Source organism: Asticcacaulis sp. W401b, from assembly GCF_046503825.1.
Lineage (GTDB): Bacteria > Pseudomonadota > Alphaproteobacteria > Caulobacterales > Caulobacteraceae > Asticcacaulis.
This window is the reverse complement of sequence record NZ_JBKFEE010000001.1, coordinates 392,175-411,867: the sequence shown is the minus strand read 5'-3', so window position 1 is coordinate 411,867 and position 19,693 is coordinate 392,175. Positions and strand designations below refer to the sequence as shown.

At 61.8% G+C, this 19,693-nt stretch carries 18 protein-coding genes and 1 tRNA gene; 15 read left to right on the top strand and 4 right to left on the bottom strand.

Features of this window, described 5'->3' with window-relative positions; translation table 11 throughout:
- The first annotated feature begins 19 nt into the window (after window positions 1-19).
- From ACK8OE_RS01955 to ACK8OE_RS01910, 10 genes are all read left to right on the top strand, one after another.
- The gene (locus ACK8OE_RS01955; protein WP_410271162.1) at window positions 20-607 is read left to right on the top strand and encodes a 5-formyltetrahydrofolate cyclo-ligase; all 588 of its coding nucleotides are present in this window, start codon (window positions 20-22) and stop codon (window positions 605-607) included.
- Window positions 607-1,440: a TIGR00282 family metallophosphoesterase gene (locus ACK8OE_RS01950; protein WP_338734477.1), complete on the top strand. Its 834-nt coding sequence runs from the start codon at window positions 607-609 to the stop codon at window positions 1,438-1,440. The genes ACK8OE_RS01955 and ACK8OE_RS01950 overlap by 1 nt, the downstream gene beginning before the upstream one ends.
- A 158-nt stretch (window positions 1,441-1,598) precedes the next feature.
- Window positions 1,599-2,357: a YebC/PmpR family DNA-binding transcriptional regulator gene (locus ACK8OE_RS01945; protein ID WP_290794314.1), complete on the top strand. Its 759-nt coding sequence runs from the start codon at window positions 1,599-1,601 to the stop codon at window positions 2,355-2,357.
- A gap of 184 nt (window positions 2,358-2,541) precedes the next feature.
- Window positions 2,542-3,342 carry a TVP38/TMEM64 family protein gene (locus ACK8OE_RS01940; protein ID WP_410271161.1) on the top strand — a complete coding sequence of 267 codons (801 nt, stop codon included), beginning with the start codon at window positions 2,542-2,544 and terminating at the stop codon, window positions 3,340-3,342.
- A gap of 190 nt (window positions 3,343-3,532) precedes the next feature.
- Window positions 3,533-4,576 carry a rod shape-determining protein gene (locus tag ACK8OE_RS01935; protein WP_013479130.1) on the top strand — a complete coding sequence of 348 codons (1,044 nt, stop codon included), beginning with the start codon at window positions 3,533-3,535 and terminating at the stop codon, window positions 4,574-4,576.
- Between the two features lie 140 nt (window positions 4,577-4,716).
- Complete coding sequence (gene mreC, locus ACK8OE_RS01930; RefSeq protein ID WP_410271160.1) at window positions 4,717-5,850, top strand: rod shape-determining protein MreC; 1,134 nt, start codon at window positions 4,717-4,719, stop codon at window positions 5,848-5,850.
- Between the two features lie 4 nt (window positions 5,851-5,854).
- Window positions 5,855-6,478, top strand: coding sequence for a hypothetical protein (locus ACK8OE_RS01925; RefSeq protein ID WP_410271159.1), 624 nt, complete (start codon window positions 5,855-5,857; stop codon window positions 6,476-6,478).
- Window positions 6,475-8,454, top strand: a complete 1,980-nt coding sequence (mrdA, locus tag ACK8OE_RS01920) for a penicillin-binding protein 2 (protein ID WP_126419779.1) — start codon at window positions 6,475-6,477, stop codon at window positions 8,452-8,454. The genes ACK8OE_RS01925 and mrdA overlap by 4 nt, the downstream gene beginning before the upstream one ends.
- Before the next feature lie 7 nt (window positions 8,455-8,461).
- Window positions 8,462-9,625 (top strand): rod shape-determining protein RodA, encoded by a 1,164-nt coding sequence (gene rodA, locus ACK8OE_RS01915; protein WP_410271158.1) that lies wholly within the window; start codon window positions 8,462-8,464, stop codon window positions 9,623-9,625.
- A 37-nt stretch (window positions 9,626-9,662) separates the two neighbouring features.
- Window positions 9,663-10,202: a hypothetical protein gene (locus ACK8OE_RS01910; protein WP_272741267.1), complete on the top strand. Its 540-nt coding sequence runs from the start codon at window positions 9,663-9,665 to the stop codon at window positions 10,200-10,202.
- On the opposite strand, the gene ACK8OE_RS01905 is transcribed toward ACK8OE_RS01910, so the two are convergent.
- Complete coding sequence (locus tag ACK8OE_RS01905; protein ID WP_410271157.1) at window positions 10,199-10,909, bottom strand: NAD-dependent deacylase; 711 nt, start codon at window positions 10,907-10,909, stop codon at window positions 10,199-10,201. The genes ACK8OE_RS01910 and ACK8OE_RS01905 overlap by 4 nt on opposite strands.
- Before the next feature lie 4 nt (window positions 10,910-10,913).
- Window positions 10,914-12,614, bottom strand: a complete 1,701-nt coding sequence (gene ggt / locus ACK8OE_RS01900; protein ID WP_410271156.1) for a gamma-glutamyltransferase — start codon at window positions 12,612-12,614, stop codon at window positions 10,914-10,916.
- A gap of 316 nt (window positions 12,615-12,930) precedes the next feature.
- Between ggt and ACK8OE_RS01895 the strand changes: the two genes are divergently transcribed.
- Together ACK8OE_RS01895 and ACK8OE_RS01890 are read left to right on the top strand one after the other, a co-directional pair.
- Window positions 12,931-14,226 carry a leucine-rich repeat-containing protein kinase family protein gene (locus tag ACK8OE_RS01895; protein WP_410271155.1) on the top strand — a complete coding sequence of 432 codons (1,296 nt, stop codon included), beginning with the start codon at window positions 12,931-12,933 and terminating at the stop codon, window positions 14,224-14,226.
- 318 nt (window positions 14,227-14,544) lie between these two features.
- Window positions 14,545-16,077: a methyl-accepting chemotaxis protein gene (locus ACK8OE_RS01890; protein WP_410271154.1), complete on the top strand. Its 1,533-nt coding sequence runs from the start codon at window positions 14,545-14,547 to the stop codon at window positions 16,075-16,077.
- A gap of 117 nt (window positions 16,078-16,194) precedes the next feature.
- On the opposite strand, the gene ACK8OE_RS01885 is transcribed toward ACK8OE_RS01890, so the two are convergent.
- Window positions 16,195-16,271: transfer RNA gene (locus ACK8OE_RS01885), tRNA-Arg, on the bottom strand.
- A gap of 197 nt (window positions 16,272-16,468) precedes the next feature.
- Between ACK8OE_RS01885 and ACK8OE_RS01880 the strand changes: the two genes are divergently transcribed.
- Window positions 16,469-16,603 (top strand): hypothetical protein, encoded by a 135-nt coding sequence (locus tag ACK8OE_RS01880; protein ID WP_269471948.1) that lies wholly within the window; start codon window positions 16,469-16,471, stop codon window positions 16,601-16,603.
- A gap of 57 nt (window positions 16,604-16,660) precedes the next feature.
- Here ACK8OE_RS01880 and ACK8OE_RS01875 read toward each other — a convergent pair whose 3' ends face one another.
- Window positions 16,661-17,959, bottom strand: coding sequence for an MFS transporter (locus ACK8OE_RS01875; protein WP_410271153.1), 1,299 nt, complete (start codon window positions 17,957-17,959; stop codon window positions 16,661-16,663).
- A 115-nt stretch (window positions 17,960-18,074) separates the two neighbouring features.
- Here ACK8OE_RS01875 and ACK8OE_RS01870 point away from each other — a divergent pair, with 115 nt between their 5' ends.
- Window positions 18,075-19,352 carry a Y-family DNA polymerase gene (locus ACK8OE_RS01870; protein ID WP_410271152.1) on the top strand — a complete coding sequence of 426 codons (1,278 nt, stop codon included), beginning with the start codon at window positions 18,075-18,077 and terminating at the stop codon, window positions 19,350-19,352.
- A gap of 69 nt (window positions 19,353-19,421) precedes the next feature.
- Window positions 19,422-19,688 carry a hypothetical protein gene (locus tag ACK8OE_RS01865; RefSeq protein WP_290794265.1) on the top strand — a complete coding sequence of 89 codons (267 nt, stop codon included), beginning with the start codon at window positions 19,422-19,424 and terminating at the stop codon, window positions 19,686-19,688.
- The last annotated feature ends 5 nt before the right edge of the window (window positions 19,689-19,693 follow it).

Sequence of the window (19,693 nt, the reverse complement as noted above, 5' to 3'; positions counted from 1 at the left end):
GACATGGCCTTAAACCGTTATGTCAGACGCCAAAGCCGCCTTGCGTAGAGAGATGAAGGGCCGACGGGCCGCCCTGGCCGCCGCATCGCCGGATGCGGGCGAACGGCTGGCCGAGGCCTTCGTGGCGCGCGGGGTTTGGCCAAGGGCGGCGGTCGTGGCCGGCTTTCACCCCATCAGCGATGAGATAGACCCCCGGCCCCTGATGCGACACTTTCTGGCGCGCGGTTACACTCTGGCCTTGCCCCGTATCGACGTGGAGGGGCACATGAGCTTCTGCGCCTATAGCCTCGACGCGCTGCTGGCGGCGGGGCCGTTTGGCACACAGCAGCCCGGACCAGACGCGCCCGAGGTGTTCCCCGATCTCATTCTGGCCCCGCTTCTGGCCTTTGACCGCCAAGGGGGGCGGCTGGGCTATGGCGGCGGCTTTTACGACCGCGCTTTGGACTATCTTCGCTCTGTAAATCAGAGTAATGAAAATCCCTTGCAAGTGTGGGGCGTGGCCTTTTCCGCTCAGGCGGTCACCCGCGTGCCCACCGAACCCCACGATCAGCGTCTCGATGCCGTCCTCACCGAACTGGGCGTAATCGCGATTAGAAAGAACACCTGATGCGTTTTGCTTTTTTCGGTGATGTGGTCGGCCGGGCCGGCCGCGACGCCGTGTCCGAACATCTGCCCTTTGTGCGCCGGGCGCTTGACCTCGAATTCGTTATCGTCAATGCCGAAAACGCCGCTTCTGGTTTCGGCGTGTCGGAAAACACCGCCAATCAGTTGTTCGAGGCGGGGGCGGACTGCCTGACGCTCGGCAACCACTCCTGGGATCAGAAAGAGGCCCTGACCTATATTGTGCGTGAGCCGCGCCTGATCCGCCCGCTGAACTATCCGCCTCTGGCCGATGTGCCGGGGCGGGGGGTCAATCTGTTTGAAACGGCGTCGGGCAAGAGGATTCTGGTGATGAACGCGCTGGGTCTGGTGCATATGGCGTCGATGGACGACCCGTTTGCGGCGGTGGACAAGGCGCTGGAAAGCGCGCCGCTGGGGCTGGTGGCCGATGCGGTGGTGGTCGATATCCACGCCGAAGCCACCTCCGAAAAGATGGCCATGGGGCATTTCTGCGACGGACGCGCCTCACTGGTGGTGGGCACGCACACCCATGTGCCGACGGCCGACGCGCAGATCCTGCCCGGCGGCACCGCCTATCAGACCGATGCCGGGGCCTGCGCCGATTACGACAGCGTCATCGGCATGGACAAGGAGGAGCCTCTGCGTCGCTTCACCACGCGCATCGGCAAGGAGCGTTATAAGCCGGCCTCCGGCCCCGCGACCCTGTGCGGCGTCTTTGTTGAGACGGACGACAAGACGGGACTGGCCACGCGCATCGAGCCCATCCGGTTAGGTGGGCGTCTCAAGACGGTGTTGCCAGAACTTCAGGTTTCGGTTTAGAAGCTGGCGCATTCCGGTGATGTAAGGCTCTGACGAAGGGCCAGACTCCCGCCAAACAATCATGTGAAAAATCTCGACGGGCCGCCCCGAGAGATTTTTCGCCTTATGGAGCCACGTAAAAGATTCGGCTCCGCCGAACTTTTACGTGAGTGAATCCCATGGCAGGCCATAGTAAGTTCAAGAACATCATGCACAAGAAGGGCCGCGCCGACGCGGCCCGTTCCAAGCTGTTTTCCAAGCTGGCGCGCGACATCACCGTGGCCGCCAAGTCGGGTATGCCTGACCCGGCCATGAACCCGCGTCTGCGTCTGGCGGTCAACAACGCCAAGGCCGAGTCCATGCCGAAGGACAATATCGACCGCGCCATCAAGAAGGGGGCGGCCGGTGAATCCGACAATATGGAAGAAATCCGCTACGAAGGCTTCGGGCCGCAAGGTATCGGCATCATCGTCGAGACCCTGACCGATAACCGCAACCGTACCGGCGGCAATGTGCGCTCCTACTTCACCAAGTTTGGCGGCAATCTGGGCGAAACCGGCTCGGTCAGCTTCATGTGGGACCGCATGGGCCAGATCGAGTACCCGCTGAAGGCCGGTTCGGCTGATGCCATCATGGAAGCGGCGATCGAAGCCGGGGCTGCCGATGTGGAAACCGATGAGGACGAGGAAGACGGCGGCCACCTGATCTTCACGGCTTACGAAGATCTCAACGCCGTGACCGAAGCCGTGGCCAAGGTTTTGGGCGATCCCAAGTCCACCAAGTTTATCTGGAAGCCGCAGACCCTGTCGCCCATCACCGGCGACCCGGCCAAGACGCTGATGAAGCTGATCGACGCGCTCAATGATGATGATGACGTGCAGGCGGTCTATGCCAATTTCGACATCTCGGACGAAGAGATGGAAGCGCTCAGCGCCTGATCATCAGCCCCTCCGGAAACGGAGGGGTTTTTGTTTGAGTAAGGCCACGGCAAAAACTTTCGCTTTAGATTTTTGTTTTGTCGCGATGTTTTAGCGGAAAACCGCTCACACTTTTCCGCACATCGCTCCAAACTTTACCTCTTCATATTGATTTCGATTGCGGTCCGTCGCACATAGCCATGTCATGACCGAAACGCCTGATCCTTCCGAACCGGGGCGCGATGCCGCCAACAGCCCGCTGCCCCTGTGGCGGCGCTGCTGCCAGTTCCTGTTCGAGATGGACGCCAAGACGGTGCGCGCCATCTGGGTGACGTTGGCCTTGTTTGCCATGATTGGCGTGGTTTTCCTGATCGGCAAGACCGACTTCGGCCATGAGGTGACGCATGAGTTCGAGCTGTGGATGGCCGAATATCGGGATTCCCCGTGGGGTATCTTCATCGTCATCGCCGTCTTTACGCTGTCGGCCTATATCGGCGCGCCGCAGTTTGTGCTGATCGCGGCCTGTGTGGTGGCCTTCGGGCCGTGGCTGGGTTTCTTTTATTCTTGGGTGGCCACCGTCGTGTCCGGGGCCGCCACCTTCTATACGGGGCGGGTTATCGGGGCGGATACGTTCAACCGCATCGGCAGCGGGCATCTGGGGCGGCTGTCGGACTATATTGGGCGAAACGCCTTTTCGGCCTCTTTCATCGTGCGCAACGTCCCTTCGGCACCGTTCATCATCGTCAACATGGCCTTTGGCGTATCGAAGGCCCCCTTCACCGGTTTCATACTGGGGCTGGCCCTGGGCTCGATCCCCAAGACGGCGCTGGTGGCGCTGTTTGGCAATGTCTTTACGCGCATCGTCGAGGGCGGAGACTGGAAGGGCACCGCACTGATCGCGCTGATCGGGCTGGCCTGGCTGGGCGTTGTCATTCTGGCCAGACACCTGATCACCAAATGGCGCGAAGGCCGCAGCGCCGCGGGCGGGAACGACGGAAATCAATAGTTTACCGTTATGCGTTTCAAGGTGATTCGAAGTTTTTTTTTGAAGGCCTTGAAATTGACGCGAGATAAGGGCAAGGGAGTTTTCCCCTTGCGGACGGCGCGTGTTTTCGCGGCGCGACGCCCTTAACGGGGCCCTATGCGCCGCCGGTATCCCGGCCACCTCCCAGACAAATTTCTCGCGGTAGTGCTCAATGTTAAAGCCCTTCTTCGGCAGCTTCTCCAACGATATCGCCATCGATCTCGGCACGGCCAATACGCTGGTCTATCAGAAGGGGCGCGGCATCGTGCTCAACGAGCCGTCGGTGGTGGCGCTGCGCAATATGGGCGGGCGCAAGGTGGTGCACGCGGTGGGCATCGAAGCCAAGCAGATGCTGGGCCGTACCCCTGGCCACATGGAAGCCATCCGTCCGATGCGCGATGGCGTCATCGCCGATTTCGAAGTCGCCGAAGAGATGATCAAGTACTTCATCCGCAAGGTGCACAATCGCAAGGGTTTTGTAAATCCGAAGGTTATTGTCTGCGTGCCGTCGGGCGCGACCGCTGTGGAACGCCGCGCCATCAATGACTCGTGCCTGAACGCCGGGGCGCGTCGTGTCGGCCTGCTGCCTGAGCCCATGGCCGCGGCCATCGGGGCCGGCCTGCCCATCCACGAGCCGACCGGTTCGATGGTCGTCGATATCGGCGGCGGCACCACCGAAGTGGCCGTTCTGTCGCTGTCGGGCGTGGTCTATGCCAAGTCGGTGCGCGTCGGTGGTGACAAGATGGACGAAGCCATCACCAACTTCATGCGCCGTAACCACAACCTGCTGATCGGTGAAACCACAGCAGAGCGCATCAAGAAGGACATCGGCACCGCCCGCGTCCCGCACGATGGTGAAGGTCTGGCCATCGAAGTGAAGGGCCGCGACCTGATGCAGGGCGTGCCGCGCGAAGTGCGCATCAGTGAGCGTCAGGCCGCTGAGGCGCTGGCTGAACCGGTGGCGCAGATCATCGAGGCCGTGAAGGTGGCGCTGGAAGCCACGCCGCCCGAACTGGCCGCTGACATCGCGGACAAGGGCATCATGCTCACCGGTGGTGGTGCGCTGCTGCGCGGGCTTGACTCGGAAATCCGTGATCAGACGGGCCTGCCGGTGACGATCGCCGAAGACCCCCTGTCGTGCGTGGCCATCGGCTGCGGCAAGGTGCTTGAGCATCCGCGCTGGATGAAGGGCATCCTCGACTCGACGATGTTCTGAGCCTGAAAGGGCGATGACAGGGCCGAAAAATCGTCGGCCCTGTCATCAGACCGTCTATAATTTCCTTGATAGTTTCGGACCGAAACTTGCAGTATCTGTCCTCTGAGTGAGGGTCCGGGTGGGCCCGGAGGGAAGTCAGCGTGCGATACGGGGATAACCAGCCTTTTGAACATCTGAAACTGCCCATTACGTGGGGAGTGATGATCCTTGTCGCCGCCATTTGCGTGGTCGCGGCATTGCTGTTTCTGGGCGACCGTCGCGGCGGGCTGGATGCGTCGGCCTATGGCAATCGGGCCGGATTTGACCGGGCGGCGGCCAAAAGCAATAATCTACTGTCAACGCCTGCGCACTTCGTCAGCGACCGCACCAATGGCATCGAGGACTATTTCTTCGCCGTCAGCGAAAACCGCGTCCTGAAACAGAAGATTGTCGAACTGGAGCGCTATCGCGATGAGTATCGCAAGGCCAGGGAACTGAACCGCCGCTATGAGGTGCTGCTCAACCTGCGTACCGAGCCGGAAGTCGAAAGCGTCTCGGCGCGTTCGGTGTCGGTATCGCGCGGTCCGTTCAACAACAATCGCCTGATTGATGCGGGGTCATCCAGAGGCCTCGCTTTTGGTAATCCGGTGATCAATGAACACGGGCTGGTCGGCCGTGTGGTCGGCGTCAGCCCGGACGTCAGCCGCGTGCTGATGGTCACCGATGTCGTCAGCCGTGTGCCGGTCATGGTGGCGCGCACCGACGCCCGCGCCATGATGGTGGGCGACGGGGGCGGGTTTCCGCGTCTGGAGTTTGTGCGTGGTGGGCCGGACGTGCTCAAAAAAGGCGATCAGATCCTGACCTCTGGTGATGGCGGCATCTTCCCGCGTGGCCTGCCGGTAGGGGAGGCCCGTCGTGGCGTCGATGGCGTCTGGCGCGTTGACCTTTATACCAATCGCGGACCCGTTGATCTGGTCAAGGTCATGAAGTTCAAGGATTTCAGCCAGCTTCCGCGCGCCGAAGAGGTGCTGCGCACGCCGTTGGTCACCGACGTGCTGCCGCCACCGCCCCCGACGGCGGCCGCGACCACGCACAGCGCCAGCGTCTCAAGCGCTACCGTGTCCGCAAGCGGGGCCGCCGTCAGCTCTGCCGCCTCCAGCGCCAGTCCGGTCACTGTTGCGCGGCCACGCCCGACGCCGGTGTCGTCTCCCGCCGTACAGACGCCGCGTCCGCAACCCGTTCCGGCCCCCGAGGCGCCGGCGTCGGCCTCGTCCGCCAGTGTCAGCGGAGGCTGAGGCCATGCTGGCTCCGCAACGCCGTCCCCGCTCATCGTCCACCCGCAGCATGACGCCGTCGGCCAGCCGCCGCGCGCGCCTGTACAAGGCGTTGTTTGAAAATCGTACACCGCGCCGCGGATCGGGGGGCATTGTCGGGCCGCAGGACTGGTTGCTCTATCCGGCGCTGTTGGCGGTTCTGGCGACGCTGGTGCTGGCCACTGACCTGCCTTTGCCGTTTGGGCTCGACCTGCCGGAACCGGTGTGGCCTGTGGCGCTGGCCTTTGCCTGGCCGCTGATCCGCCCCAGCTTTATCGCGCCGATCCTGCTGGGCCTGATGGGCTTGTTTCTCGACTATTTCTGGGGCGCGCCGCTCGGTTTCTACGTCATTGGCCTGATGGCCGTCCACGCGGCGACGCTGATCATCCGCAGCTATATTGTGGGGCAGGACACCTGGGTGGTCATCGGGGCCTATACCTTTGCGGTTCTGTTGTTTTTTACGCTCGGCGTGATCATGACCACGCTCGATTCCGGTGTCGTGCCGCGCCTGATCAGCGTGTTTGAACAGATGCTGGCCACCTGGTGTCTGGTGGTCGTGGTGCTGATCCTGCTTGAGCGTTTTCTCAATAGCGATGTGAGGTTCAATTGAGCGAACCTTCCATCTTTTTTGAAGACGTCAATGAGAAGCAGGGGACGTTCCATCGCCGCATCTTTCTGATGGGCGGGGTGACGGCGCTGGGTATCTTTGCACTGGGCGGGCAGCTGGCGCTGCTTCAGATCGTGCAGGGCGGCAAGTACAAGCGCCTGTCGGCGGCCAATCAGTTCAATTTCCGCGTCGTGCCGCCGCCGCGTGGTAAGATTCTCGACCGCAATGGCAATGTCATTGCCGGGAACCGTCCGTCCTTCCGCGTGCTGATTATCCGCAATGAAATCGACGATCTCGACGATACGCTGGATCAGATTTCCTACGTCCTGCCGCAGGTGCAGGACAACCGCCGCCGCATCGTGCGCGACATCAACCAGTCGCAGCGTTTTGTGCCCACTGTGGTGGCGGCTGACCTCACCTGGGAGGAGTTTTCGCGGGTCAATCTGTTTGCCGCCGAAATCCCCGGCGTGCAGGCAGTGATGGACGAAATCCGCGTCTATCACTATGGTGGGGCCTTTTCGCACGTCGTGGGCTATGTCTCGAAAATTTCCGAAAAGGACCTTGAGGCCGAAGGAGAAAACCCCGATCCGCTTCTGCTGCATCCGGGCTTTCGCATCGGCAAGCAGGGGGTGGAAAAGGCCTTTGACAAGCAGCTTCGCGGCGTGGCGGGGGCCCAGAAGATCGAGGTCAATGCGCGCGGCAATATCGTCGCCGAAGACCCTGATGGCACGCGCCCACCCACACCGGGCGAAGACATCACCCTGACGCTGGATGCCGAGGTGCAGGCGCGCGCGCTTGAGGTGTTCGAACAGGATTCCGGCAGTGCGGTGCTGCTCAACATCCACACGGGCGAAATCCTGTGCATGGTGTCGGCGCCGTCCTTCGATCCCAACCTGTTCGTGTCGGGTATCTCGTCCAAGGCCTATAAGCTGCTGAACGAGTATGAGCGGCGTCCTCTGCTGGACAAGGCGATTGGCTCGACCTTTGCGCCGGGTTCGACCTTCAAGATGGCGACGGCCCTGTCCTTCCTCGACTACGGTATCGACCCGACCGAGAAGGTGGTCTGCCGCGGCTCCTACCGTTACGGCAATCGCACCTTCCGTTGCCACGGCGTGCATGGGGCTGTCGATATGCGCCATGCGCTGAAATTTTCGTGCGACACCTATTTCTACCACATGTGCAACCGCCCCGGTGTGGATCGCATCGCGGCTATGGCTCACAAGCTGGGTCTGGGCGAGCTGTTCGATCTGGAGATCGAGGGGCAGAAGTCCGGTCTTGTGCCAACGACCGAATGGAAGCGGAACTATTTCGATGGCACCCGTAACCGTCCCAAGGACCCCAAATGGCATCTCGGTGAAACCCTGTCGGTGGCCATCGGGCAGGGCTATACGACGGTGTCTGCCCTGCAACTGGCCGTCTATGTGTCGCGCATCGCCAATGGCGGTAAGGCCGTCACGCCGCACCTGATCAAGAAGATCGGGGCGGTAGATAAGGATTTTGATTTCAAGCCGCTGGGTATCCCGCCGGAGCATATCCAGATCGTGCGCGACGGCATGGAGATGGTGTCCAACGACGCCGACGGCACAGCGTTTCGTAATTCGCAACTCAATCTGGGTGACATGAAGATGGCCGGCAAGACCGGCACGGCGCAGGTCATCAACTATGACCGCGCTGGCACGCGCAAGGCGACGCAGTGGAAGAACAAGGACCACGGCCTGTTCGTCTGTTATGCGCCGGTCGATAATCCACGCTACGCCATGGCGGTCATCGTGCAGCACGGTATCGCCGGGGGTCGCTTTGCCGCCCCAAAGGCGCGTGAGATCATGAAGGTAGCCCTGCTCAAAGACCCTGAGCTTCAGGCGCGCATCGTCGCGCCGCCGCCGCCGGAGCCTGTCGAAGCTGCCGAAACCGCGCCGCCTGAGGTCGAAAGCACCGAAGTCGCGCCGGAAAGCAACGAATATATCCCTCCCGTACCCTGAGGTTCCCATGGCCGAAAGCGCAATGACCCGGCGGGGCGAACGCGAACGTTATGACATCAAGCTGCTTCAGGTGGACTGGGGTTTTGCGCTGGTACTGACGCTGATTGCTGGCATCGGCGTGCTGGTCCTCTATTCGGTAGGCGGCATGTCGTGGGAGCCGTGGGCCTATAATCACGTTCTGCGTTTTGGCCTGTGTTTCCTCTTTATGATCGCGCTGGCCCTGGTCGATCTGCGGTGGTGGATGCTGCTGGCCTATCCGGCCTATGGGGTGTCCTTGCTGCTGCTGGTGGCCGTGGAACTGGTCGGGGATGTGCGTATGGGGGCGCAGCGCTGGCTGGAAATCGGGTCCTTCTCCATGCAGCCGTCTGAATTCATGAAGCTGTCTATCGTGATGGCTTTGGCGCGCTGGTATCATGAAGCGGGGACCAAGGACGCGGTGCTGTCGTGGAAGCTGTTGATCCCCTTTACCATGATCATGGCCCCCGTGCTGCTTGTGGCGCACCAGCCCGATCTGGGCACGGCCATGCTGATCCTGCTGACCGGGATTACGGTGATGATCGTGGCCGGGCTCGACTGGCGCATTATCGGCACCGCAGCCGTGGGCGGTGCGGTGGCCGTGCCCTTCTTCGTCCTATTCGTCATGCACGATTATCAGCGCAAACGCGTCCTGACCTTCCTCAATCCCGAAGCCGACCCATCCGGCGACGGTTACCACATCCTGCAATCCAAGATCGCCATCGGTTCCGGCGGGCTACTGGGCAAGGGACTGGGGCTGGGGTCGCAGTCGCAACTGAGCTTCCTGCCGGAAAAACACACCGACTTTATTCTGGCGGCAGTGGGTGAGGAACTAGGGTTTCTGGGGGCATTTACAGTGTTTGCCCTCTATGCACTGGCGGTGTTTATGGCCCTGCGCATCGCGTCGCTGTCGCACTCGCATTTCGGGCGGCTGGCGGCGGCGGGGGTGACGGCGACCTTCGCGCTCTATGTGCTGATCAATGGCGCCATGGTTATGGGGCTGGCCCCTGTGGTGGGTGTGCCGCAACCGCTTCTGTCCTATGGCGGCTCGGTCATGACCACGGTGATGATCGGCTTCGGTCTGGTTATGGGGGTCAAGGTGCATCGTTATCAGGAATTGCCTCGCACCCAGTCGCTGCTGTCGCATTTTGAATAAAAGCGCTTCCCCGTCAGACGCGCGAAAGAAACAGACTATGGATTTTGAAGAACTGATCGAACTGGCGCGCGACTCCTATGTGGGGCAATTTGCGCACTTTGCCGATGTACAGGCCAAGGCCCATCCCGGCGGCGTGGCCGAGGTCAAGCTGGAGGTTTCGGTCGAGGCCGGACTTTACCGGTCGCTTTACTGCGCCGACTACATGACCGGCCCGGCAGAGGACGACGCGCCGCAGATCGTCGAATTGTCGCCCGATGAAGAGGTGGCTTTTGACCCCATAGTGGTGACGCTCAATGAGCTGGAAATGACGGTCGAAGCGCTCGACTGGCACGAGATGAACCTGTCCCTCACCGGCGCGCCGGAAACGCTTCAGGGGCTGGAGGCGTGGTTTGAAACCTGGTTCGATCCGGAAGACCGCAATGTCGATCTGGACTCGCGCTTTTCGGGCCATATCCATTCGCTGCTGGTCGATGCCGACCACCTGCACGTCGATTTCGGCACGGCCCCGGTTCAGGCGCTGATCGACCTACTGCTGCTGATCGAGATGAACGGCTGCACGGCGGTGCGGGTGTTTTAACCCACTAAACCCTCAACATAAGCCGGGACCACCTCGGTGGCGGGACCGTACAAGCGCTCTTTAAACAGGCTGTGGCCCTGAGACGGCTCAAGGTTCAGTTCCACCGTGTGCGCCCCGGCGCGCGTGGCCTCCTGCACAAACCCGGCCGCCGGATAGACATTGCCCGACGTCCCGATAGAGATAAACAGGCCGCAGCCCGACAGGGCGTCGTAGATGCGCTCCATCTGAAACGGCATTTCGCCGAACCACACAATGTCCGGGCGCAGGCCCAGCGTCCCGAACGGCGAGGGGGTGTCGATATGGATATCGCCGCTCCAGTCAAAGGTTTTGCCTGTTTCGACGCAGCGCGCCCGCAGCAGCTCACCGTGCATGTGGATCAGGCCAAAGCCGCGTTTGGGTGTGACGCTCCGGTGCGCCCGGTCGTGCAGGTCATCGACATTCTGCGTCACCAGCAGCACGTCGCCGTCATAGGCGGCCGACAACCGTGCCAGAGCGTGATGCGCCGCATTGGTGGCCACGGCCTTTAACTGTGCGCGGCGTTGATTGTAGAAGTCATGGACCAGCACCGGATTGGCCTCAAAGCCTTCGGGCGTGGCCACGGCTTCGACGCGGTGCCCACACCACAGCCCGTCGGAGGCGCGAAAGGTCGGCACGCCCGACTCTGCCGAAATGCCGGCACCGGTGAGGATGACGATCGAGGGACGCACGGCCTTATTGCCCTTTCAGCACCACGCCTTCGCGGCGCGGATCGGCGCCGCCGTCGATGCCTCCGTTGCGGAACATGACGCCGTGCAGGCCGGAGTTTTCACCCTGCACCTCCTGGATCGTATAGCCCATGTCTTTCAGCCCTTGCAGAACGTCGGGTTTGAGGCCGGCCTCGATGCGGATGGCCGTCGGGTTGGCCACGACATTCGGCAGGGCGACGGCCTCCTGCACGCTGAGATTCCAGTCGAGCATCCCTACCAGAGCCTTGAGATTATAGGACAGGATGGACGACCCACCCGGCGATCCGATCATGCCGATCAGGTGCTTGTCCTTATCGAAAATCAGCACCGGCGACATGGAGGAGCGCGGGCGCTTACCGCCTTCGACCGCATTGGCGACCTTCTGACCGGTCTTCGTCACCGGGGTGAAAGAGAAGTCGGTGAGCTGATTGTTCAGGAAAAACCCGCCGACCATGCGGCCCGTCCCGAAGAGGCTTTCGACCGTTGTGGTCATGGATACGGCATTGCCGTAGCGGTCGCGGATGACGAAATGCGTGGTTCCGGCGGGCTCCTGCGTTGCGTCCTTCGCCCAGGCCACGGCGGTGGGCGGTGTGCCAAAGGCGGGGGCGGGCGACGCCTTGCCGATGGTGATGGTGGCCGCACGGCTGCGCACATAGGCCGGGTCGCGCAAGCCTGTGACCGGCACGCTGACGAAGTCGCTGTCGGCCACGTACTGATCGCGGTCGGCGTACATCAGCCGCTCGGCTTCGATAATCACCTGCCAGCCGCGCGCATCATTGACCCCGTATTCGTTCATCGGGAAGGCTTCAACGATCTTCAGCGCCTGAAGCAGCGACACACCCGACGAGGGAGGAGCCGGCACACAGATAATATAGACCCGATAGGTGTCGCAGACCGGTGCCCCGGCCTTCGGGAAATACATCTTGAAATCCAGCGCTTGCAGATCGCCGGGCAGAGGCCCTTCGTGGGTTTTGGCGATCATGGCCTCGACCAGCGGCCCTTCGCGGAAGATGACCGCGCCCTTGTCGGCCAGGGTGCGCAGGGTCTGCGCATAGGCCGGGTTTTTCAGCACATCGCCGGTCTTTTTGACGCCACCCTTGCCATCACCGAAATAGGCCTTCACATCGGGCGTCTGGCTCTGCGGGAAGCGGCTGCTGGCCAGATAGTTCCCCAGACGCGGCGAAATGACAAAGCCTTCCTCGGCCAGTTTTTCCGGCGTGTGGAACAGGTCCTTCCATGCCAGCTTGCCGTGCTGGGCATGGGCCATGTCGAGCATCAGCACCGCCCCCGGTACGCCGGTGGCGCGGCCCGAAACTACCGCTTCGCCAAAGGGCAGAGGTGTCCCATCGGGCTTGAGAAACAGAGTCCCGTCGGCGGACTTCGGCGCGGTTTCGCGGCCATTATAGGCGGTGGTTTGACCGGTCTTGTGGTCGTAATAGACCATGAAGGCCCCGCCGCCGAGGCCGGAGCTTTGCGGCTCGACCAGAGACAGGGTGGCCTGAACGGCGATGGCGGCATCGACTGCCGTGCCGCCGCGCTCCAGTATCTCCATGCCCGCCTTGGCCGCCAGCGGATTGGCCGCCGCCACAACCGGGGTGAAGCGCTCAGCAGGCCGGGGGGCAAAGGTGGCGCATCCGCTCAGACCAAAGGCCAGTGCGGCGACGAGGACAAGGCGGCGTGACAGCATGGGGAGGCTTCCGCGAAATAAAACACACAGACCCGCACTATAGGAGGCCATTACCTTAGTCGCCAGAGCTTTACAGACGCGCGCTCAATTTTTGCCCCTTATGGCGCGTGAAACAAAGACAGCGAGTCAGCCTCAAAGATGCTAGAGCGGAATGATTTCTACTGGAATCATTCCGCTCTAGCCGCCATTGAGGCGGCGGCCAAGGTGGCGAAGCCACCGCCCGGCGAGGGGCTAAACAAAATCTAAATCATTATGTTTCTACCAGAAATCATAATGATTTAGGAGACCTCCCGGTTAGGGTTTCAGGATTACTTTTATGCACACGCTCGACGATCTCCGTTCCGGCGCGCTTGCAGGCGCGACACACGTAAGACTCAGCGGGCTGACGGTCTTTCCCGAAGCGCTGTACGATCTGGCCGACACGCTGGAAGTGCTCGATCTGGGCGGCAGTCAGTTGACGCACCTGCCGGAGGATTTCGCGCGATTTCACAGGCTGAAAATCCTGTTTTGCTCGAACAATCCGTTTGAGACATTGCCGCCGGTGCTGGGGCGTTGCGAGGCGCTGGAAATGGTCGGGTTTAAATCCTGCCGCATCCGTGAGGTGCCGTCCGAAGCCCTGCCGCCGCGCCTGCGCTGGCTCATCCTGACGGATAATCGCGTTGAAAGCCTGCCGCAGAGTCTGGGGGATTGCGCGGCCCTGCAAAAGCTGATGCTGGCGGGAAACCGGCTCAAGGCTTTACCGGAAGCCATGCAAAACTGTCGCGCGCTCGAACTGGTGCGTCTGGCAGCTAATCAGTTTGAAACCCTGCCGGTGTGGCTGACCCGGTTGCCGCGCTTGTCCTGGCTGGCCTTGGCCGGCAATCCGTTCGCCGCCAGGGCTGAGGCCGCTCTTACTCATGTGCCGGTAGCGGACATCGCGTGGTCTGACCTGTCGCTGAGTAACGTGCTGGGCGAGGGGGCGTCGGGCACCACGCATCTGGCGCAATTGTCGCATGAAGGCCTCAGGCGCCCGGTCGCCGTCAAGATATTCAAGGGGGCCATGACCAGCGATGGCCTGCCCCAAAGCGAGATGGTGGCCTGTGTCGCCGCCGGGCGTCATGAGGGCCTGATACCCGTGGTGGGCAGGGTGCGCGGTCATCCGGACGGGCGCGACGCACTGGTGATGGAGCGCATTGATCCCGACTGGCGCGTGCTGGCGGGGCCGCCGAACTTTGAGACCTGCACGCGCGACGTCTATGCGGACGGGGTGCGATTCGACGTCGGGACGGCGTTAGGCATCGCTCAGCAGATCGCGAGCGCTGCAAGCCATCTGCACAGTCGGGGTATCCTGCACGGCGACCTTTACGCGCATAATATTCTCCATGACGGTCGCGGTCGTGCCTGTCTGGGGGATTTCGGCGCCGCGTCGGCCTATGACCCGGCGGACCGCACGCAGGCGGAGGCCCTTCAGCGTCTGGAGGTGCGCGCCTTCGGCTGCCTGCTGGAGGAACTGACGCGGCTATGCGACGCACCTGAGGCCTTGAAACGCTTGACGGCGGCCTGTGTCGATGTGCCGCAAAACCGCCCTCTGTTCCCTGAAATTGTTGAAAGTCTGGCAGCGATTGCGGGCTGATCTAAGAGGGAGCCGGTCCTTTGAAATGTGGTCGGCTTTCCAATTGATCGCATGAATTGAGTAGGCGTCTTTATGAGAAACGCTGCCACCTGTTACCACTTGTTAACCTTAGCGGACGACTCCTTGTAACGCGGTTTTATTAGCGTAACTATAATCGGGGTCACCAATGCTGAATAACTTATCTATGCAAATCAAGGTGATAGTGCTTCTGGCAGTGATCGCCATCGTCGGTGTAGGGGCTGTGCTCTACACCGACGCCTCGCTGGGGGCAATATTGACAAATACGACGAAGCCCTGACCGGGCCGGCGCCGGGTACGGTGGCGCTGGCGCGCTCCGGCCGTCACGCGGCGTGGACCTCGCGCTCGATCCTCAAGGCCGTTATCGCCTCTGACGCAGATAAATTGGAAAAGGCCCAGCACGATATCGAAGACGGTAAGACCAAGTTCAACGCCGAAATGGACAAGGCCGAAAAGTTCCTGCCCAGCAAGGTCTCCGAGTTCAAACCCCTGCGCGAAAAATACAATACGGTGATGAGCACGGCCTGCGCCGAGGTGGTCAGCCTGGCGCAAGCCGGTCAGAAAGACGCCGCGATCGCCTCTATGGATAATGGCTGTGGCCCTGAACTGCTGGAGGTCATGACCGGCGTTGCCGGAATCGTGGACCGCACGATTGAAGAGAATAACGCTTTGGCGGCCAGCCTTCAGAAAAGCGCCGATGATGCCGTGCGCAATGCCAATATCATCGGTCTTATCGGCCTGCTGGTGGCCGGCAGCTTCGCCGTATGGCTGACGCGCAGCGGCATTTCGGCCCCTGTGGTTCGCCTCGATGGCCTGATGGGTCAGATGGCCAAGGGCAAGCTCGACGTCGTTATCCCCGGACAGGAGCGTCGCGACGAGATCGGCTCGATGTCGCGCACCGCCGAAGCCTTCCGTCAGGGCCTGATGGAGGCTGAAACCCTGCGCGCCTCCGCCGAACAGCAAAAGGCCATAGCCGAGGCCGAACGCCGCACGGCCATGCTCAAGCTGGCCGATGATTTCGAAAAGTCGGTGGGCGGTATCGTGTCGCTGGTGTCCTCTGCGGCCACCGAGATGCAGGCCGCTGCCGCGCAACTGAGCGCCACGGCGCAGGAGGCTTCGGCGCAGTCGGTCGCCGTATCTGCCGCCGCTGAGGAGGCCGGGGCCAATGTGACCTCGGTGGCCGCTTCTACGGAGGAACTGGGGGCTTCGGTTGGTGAAATCGGCCGTCAGGTCGAAACCTCATCCTCGGTCGCTGCCAATGCCGTGCGGGAAGCCGAAGAAGCGCAGATCGTGGTCAGCGAACTGAACGAAACCGCTGCCTCTATCGGGGGCGTGGTCGATCTGATCGCCGGTCTGGCCAACCAGACCAACCTGCTGGCGCTCAACGCTACCATCGAGTCGGCGCGCGCCGGTGAAGCGGGTAAGGGCTTTGCGGTAGTGGCCGCTGAGGTCAAAGCGCTGGCCTCGCAAACCGCCAAGGCCACGACCGACATCTCCGAAAAGATCGCCAAGATTCAGGACGCCACCAACCGGGCGGCGACGACGATGCGTAACATCGCCGGGACGATCCAGAGCCTCAACCATTCCAGCACGGCCATCGCTTCGGCGGTCGAGCAACAGAGTGCGGCGACGCAGGAGATCATTCAGGCGGTCAATCAGGCCTCGGTCGGCACGCAGGAGGTCACCTCCAACATGTCGGGTGTCGCACAGGCCGCGGAACAGACCGGGGAGGCCGCCGTGCAGGTACAAAGCTCGTCCGCTGAACTGGCCACCCAGGCTGAACGCCTGCATCACGAGATGGACAAGTTCCTGCAAACGGTCCGCGCGGCCTGATTGCGGCCACACTGCCAACAGAACAAGCCCCGTCAGAAATGGCGGGGCTTTGTTTTGTGGAATGGGCAAATACGCAAAAGAAAAGGCTCCCCGTGGGGAGCCTGTCTTTAAAACGAATGGCGCACTCGAAGAGATTCGAACTCCTGACCCTCAGATTCGTAGTCTGATGCTCTATCCAGCTGAGCTACGAGTGCGTGTCCATTTCGTGTTCCCGCCTCAGCGGCGAGGGCCGGACAATTAGTCTCTTGGAATTTTAAACGCAAGCGCTTTTAAAAAGTTTTCCCCTGATTTTGTGATTTTTTTGAAAAGAGCGGTTGTGTGCCTCTTTTCGAAACGCAGGCACGGCTCTTGCTGATCTCAGCGGGCCTTGACTCATTTCGGGACAATAACCGTGGCGATCAAACACAATTACGCCTTTCGGCGGGAGACCGCTGACAAGCCGCTCAAACCGTCTCTGGTGCGTCCGCTCGACATCATTGTGGGCCTGAGCATCGGTATGGCGCTGGCGGCGTTTCTGATCTTCTAAGCGCATTCCGAGAAGTGGGTACCGGTTTTCGGATCAAATGCGCGACCCGCTAAAAGCTTATCCGGCATTCAACCGGCGTTCGACCTGCGACACACGCAGGGCCAGCAGGGCGGCGGTAAAGCACATGAGGGCGCAAAACCACAGCGGGCCATCGGCCCCCATCTGACTGAACAGGAAGCCTGCCACCACCGGCCCGGCAATGCGCGCAATCGCCCCCGTCGATTGATTGAGGCCCAGCATGGCCCCCTGACGGTCGGTGGCCGTCGATTTTGAGATGATAGCTGAGATCGAGGCGAAGATGACCGCCTGCCCCAGAGCGGCCAGCATGACCAGCGGCGTAACCAGCCACGGAATCTGATTGATCCCCTGAAGGAAAAAGCCCATGCCGAACACGGTCAGCCCCAGCACCAGTATGCGCGCTTCGCCATACCGGCGCACCAGCGGGCGGGTAAAAACCATCTGCATCAGGGCGGCGGTAACGCCGATAAACAGGAAGACCAGGCTGACCTCACGCGGACCCCAGTCGTAGCGCGCCTTGGCCCACAGGCCAAATGTAGCCTCCAGCCCGGCCAGTGCGGCCATGTAGAACAAGGTCGAGAGGATCAGGCGGCTGATGATCGGATGGCGGCGAGCTTCGGCGAAGGTGGCGCGGAAATTTTGCGGAGCCGCATGGGTACGCACGCGGCTTTCGCGCACATAGAAGAGAATGCCCAGCGTCGCCACGGCGGAAAGGCCTGCGGCGAGGAACAGCGGCAGACGGAATCCGGCGGCCCCGGCTTCTTCGTGGGCCAGAAACCCGCCCATGACCGGGCCGATCACGAATCCCAGCGAAAAGGCCGCGCCGATCAGGCTCATGCGGCCGGCCCGCTGATGCGGTTCGGACATGTCCGACACATAGGACTGGATGCACGACACATTGCCGGAGCCTATGCCGTTCAGGAAACGGATCGCGATGGCCCACCACACATTGGGCGCAAAGGCCAGCAGCACATAAAAGAGGATGTTGGAGGCGGTGGTGATCAGCAGAACCGGCTTTCGTCCCCACTTGTCGGACAGGCTACCCCACAGGGGTTCGGCAAAAAACTGCCCCAGCGAATAGGCGGCGAACACCAGGGTCACCTGCCACGGCCCGGCATTCAACGTCTGAGCGAAGAAGGGCATCAGGGGCACCAGCAGGCCAAACCCGACGAGATTGATGAAGACGACAGCGAACATGACGCTGAGCGCGCCATTGTCCATGATGGCGCGTCTGAGCGTCGGCTTGCCGCCTTTTGTGTCGGGTGGGGTGGCGGTCTCGGCGTCGGGCCCTGAGACGGACGGTTCCGGTCGGGGCGGCTGGGGCTTCGTCACTGACATTGACCTTCTATAGGGCATTTGGGTGCAGGTGCGAAAGCCCCGCCTTTCGCCTTCGCACGGTTTTTGAAACAGGGGCGTCTTGACTCGCTCAATATGTTCATGTTATGTTCTTTTTATGCAGGCGGCGCAGACCAGACAGTGGGACGACGGGGGTGGGCTGAAATGGCTCTATCTCGACATGAACAGCTTCTTCGCCAGTTGCGAACAGCAGGCGCGGCCGCACATGCGCGGGCAGCCGCTGATCGTGGTGCCGGTGAAGAGTGACTATACCTGCGCCATTGCCGCCAGTCAGGAAGCCAAGAAGTTGGGGATCAAGACGGGGACTTCGGTGGCTGTGGCGCGGCAGCTCTGTCCCAACCTGCACGTCGTCGAAGCGCGTCCGGATGACTATGTACGGATTCATCATCGCATCCTTGAGGAGGTCGATCACGTCATCCCGGTCGAAAAGGTCTGTTCGATTGATGAGGTGGCCTGCCGCCTGATGGGGCCGGAGACGGTGGAGGCGGCGGCGCGCGCTTTGGGCCATCGTATCCAGAGACGCATCCTGTCCAATATCGGCGAGTGTCTGACGGCCTCGATCGGGCTGGCGCCCTCGCGGATGCTGGCCAAGACGGCGGCGGACATGCAAAAGCCGCTGGGGATGACGGTGTTGCGCCGCGATCAGTTGCCGGGGGCCTTGCTCGACATCGACATCGGCGATTTTCCCGGCATAGGCCCGGCGATGAAGGCGCGGCTGCATAAGGCCGGCATCAGCGATCCGCGTCAGCTCTGGCACCTCAGCGCCAGCCGGATGCGTCAGTTATGGGGCGGTATCGGCGGGGATCAGTTCTGGTACGCCCTGCACGGCATCGACCCGCCGGAGATCGAAACCGAACGCGGCAGCATCAGCCATTCGCACGTTCTGGCGGCTGAGTTGCGTCCTGTGGACGCTGCGCGTGCCGTGGCCCGCCGGCTGACGGCCAAGTGCGGGTCGCGGCTGCGGCGCATGGGCTATAAGTGCGGCGGCCTGCACATGTCTATCCGTGGCACACAGGAGGGCCGAGCGCAGGCCGAGCGCCTGTTTATGACCACGGCCGACAGTTTCCGTATGCTGGAGGCAGCGGATGCGTTGTGGGACGTCTGCGTGCGGACCCTCAACCAGACGCGCATCAAGAAGGTGTCGGTCACCTGTCTGCGCCTGATTCCGGCGGATACGGCGCCTGACCTGTTTGGCTATAGTCCGGCGGCGGCGGAAGACCCGCGCCATATGCGCCTGCTGGAGGCGATGGACGCCCTCAATCAGCGCTTCGGCAAGGATCGCATCAGCATCGGGCCAAAGCCCAAACTGCATGAATTTGTAGGCGCCAAGATCGCCTTTAACCGGGTGCCTGAAACGCCAGAGTTCTGGGAATGAGGTTGTGCGCTTACGCAGTGCAGCAATTTTGGGTTCTCAAACGCGCAAGGGAGGGGTATAGCTTAGGTCATGAATGACAAGGTCTTCTATACCAGCGCGGCCGTGGTCGCCCTTTTGATGATTGCGCTCAGCCTTGTCTGGCCGCAGGGGCTGGGGACGCGCTCGCCGGCGCCGTTCGGCCATGACATCGTGCTGCCCGATGTGGTGCGGGCTCAGCGCGAGAAGGCCGAGCGCGACGCCAAGCGCAAGGCGGAGCAGGCCGCTGAGCGTGCCGCCAAGGCACAGGCGGCCACTGAGGCCTCAGCCTCTTCGACGGCTTCGGCTTCGGCACAATAAAACCC

Bases quoted from the DNA above. Each gene is read 5' to 3' on its own strand.
- ACK8OE_RS01895 (WP_410271155.1), top strand. From the start codon at position 12,931: ATGCACACGCTCGACGATCTCCGTTCCGGCGCGCTTGCAGGCGCGACA.
- ACK8OE_RS01940 (WP_410271161.1), top strand. From the start codon at position 2,542: ATGACCGAAACGCCTGATCCTTCCGAACCGGGGCGCGATGCCGCCAAC.
- ggt (WP_410271156.1), bottom strand. From the start codon at position 12,614: ATGCTGTCACGCCGCCTTGTCCTCGTCGCCGCACTGGCCTTTGGTCTG.
- ACK8OE_RS01925 (WP_410271159.1), top strand. From the start codon at position 5,855: ATGCTGGCTCCGCAACGCCGTCCCCGCTCATCGTCCACCCGCAGCATG.
- ACK8OE_RS01870 (WP_410271152.1), top strand. From the start codon at position 18,075: ATGCAGGCGGCGCAGACCAGACAGTGGGACGACGGGGGTGGGCTGAAA.
- ACK8OE_RS01865 (WP_290794265.1), top strand. From the start codon at position 19,422: ATGAATGACAAGGTCTTCTATACCAGCGCGGCCGTGGTCGCCCTTTTG.
- ACK8OE_RS01945 (WP_290794314.1), top strand. From the start codon at position 1,599: ATGGCAGGCCATAGTAAGTTCAAGAACATCATGCACAAGAAGGGCCGC.
- ACK8OE_RS01950 (WP_338734477.1), top strand. From the start codon at position 607: ATGCGTTTTGCTTTTTTCGGTGATGTGGTCGGCCGGGCCGGCCGCGAC.
- ACK8OE_RS01935 (WP_013479130.1), top strand. From the start codon at position 3,533: ATGTTAAAGCCCTTCTTCGGCAGCTTCTCCAACGATATCGCCATCGAT.
- ACK8OE_RS01910 (WP_272741267.1), top strand. From the start codon at position 9,663: ATGGATTTTGAAGAACTGATCGAACTGGCGCGCGACTCCTATGTGGGG.
- rodA (WP_410271158.1), top strand. From the start codon at position 8,462: ATGGCCGAAAGCGCAATGACCCGGCGGGGCGAACGCGAACGTTATGAC.
- ACK8OE_RS01875 (WP_410271153.1), bottom strand. From the start codon at position 17,959: ATGTCAGTGACGAAGCCCCAGCCGCCCCGACCGGAACCGTCCGTCTCA.
- ACK8OE_RS01955 (WP_410271162.1), top strand. From the start codon at position 20: ATGTCAGACGCCAAAGCCGCCTTGCGTAGAGAGATGAAGGGCCGACGG.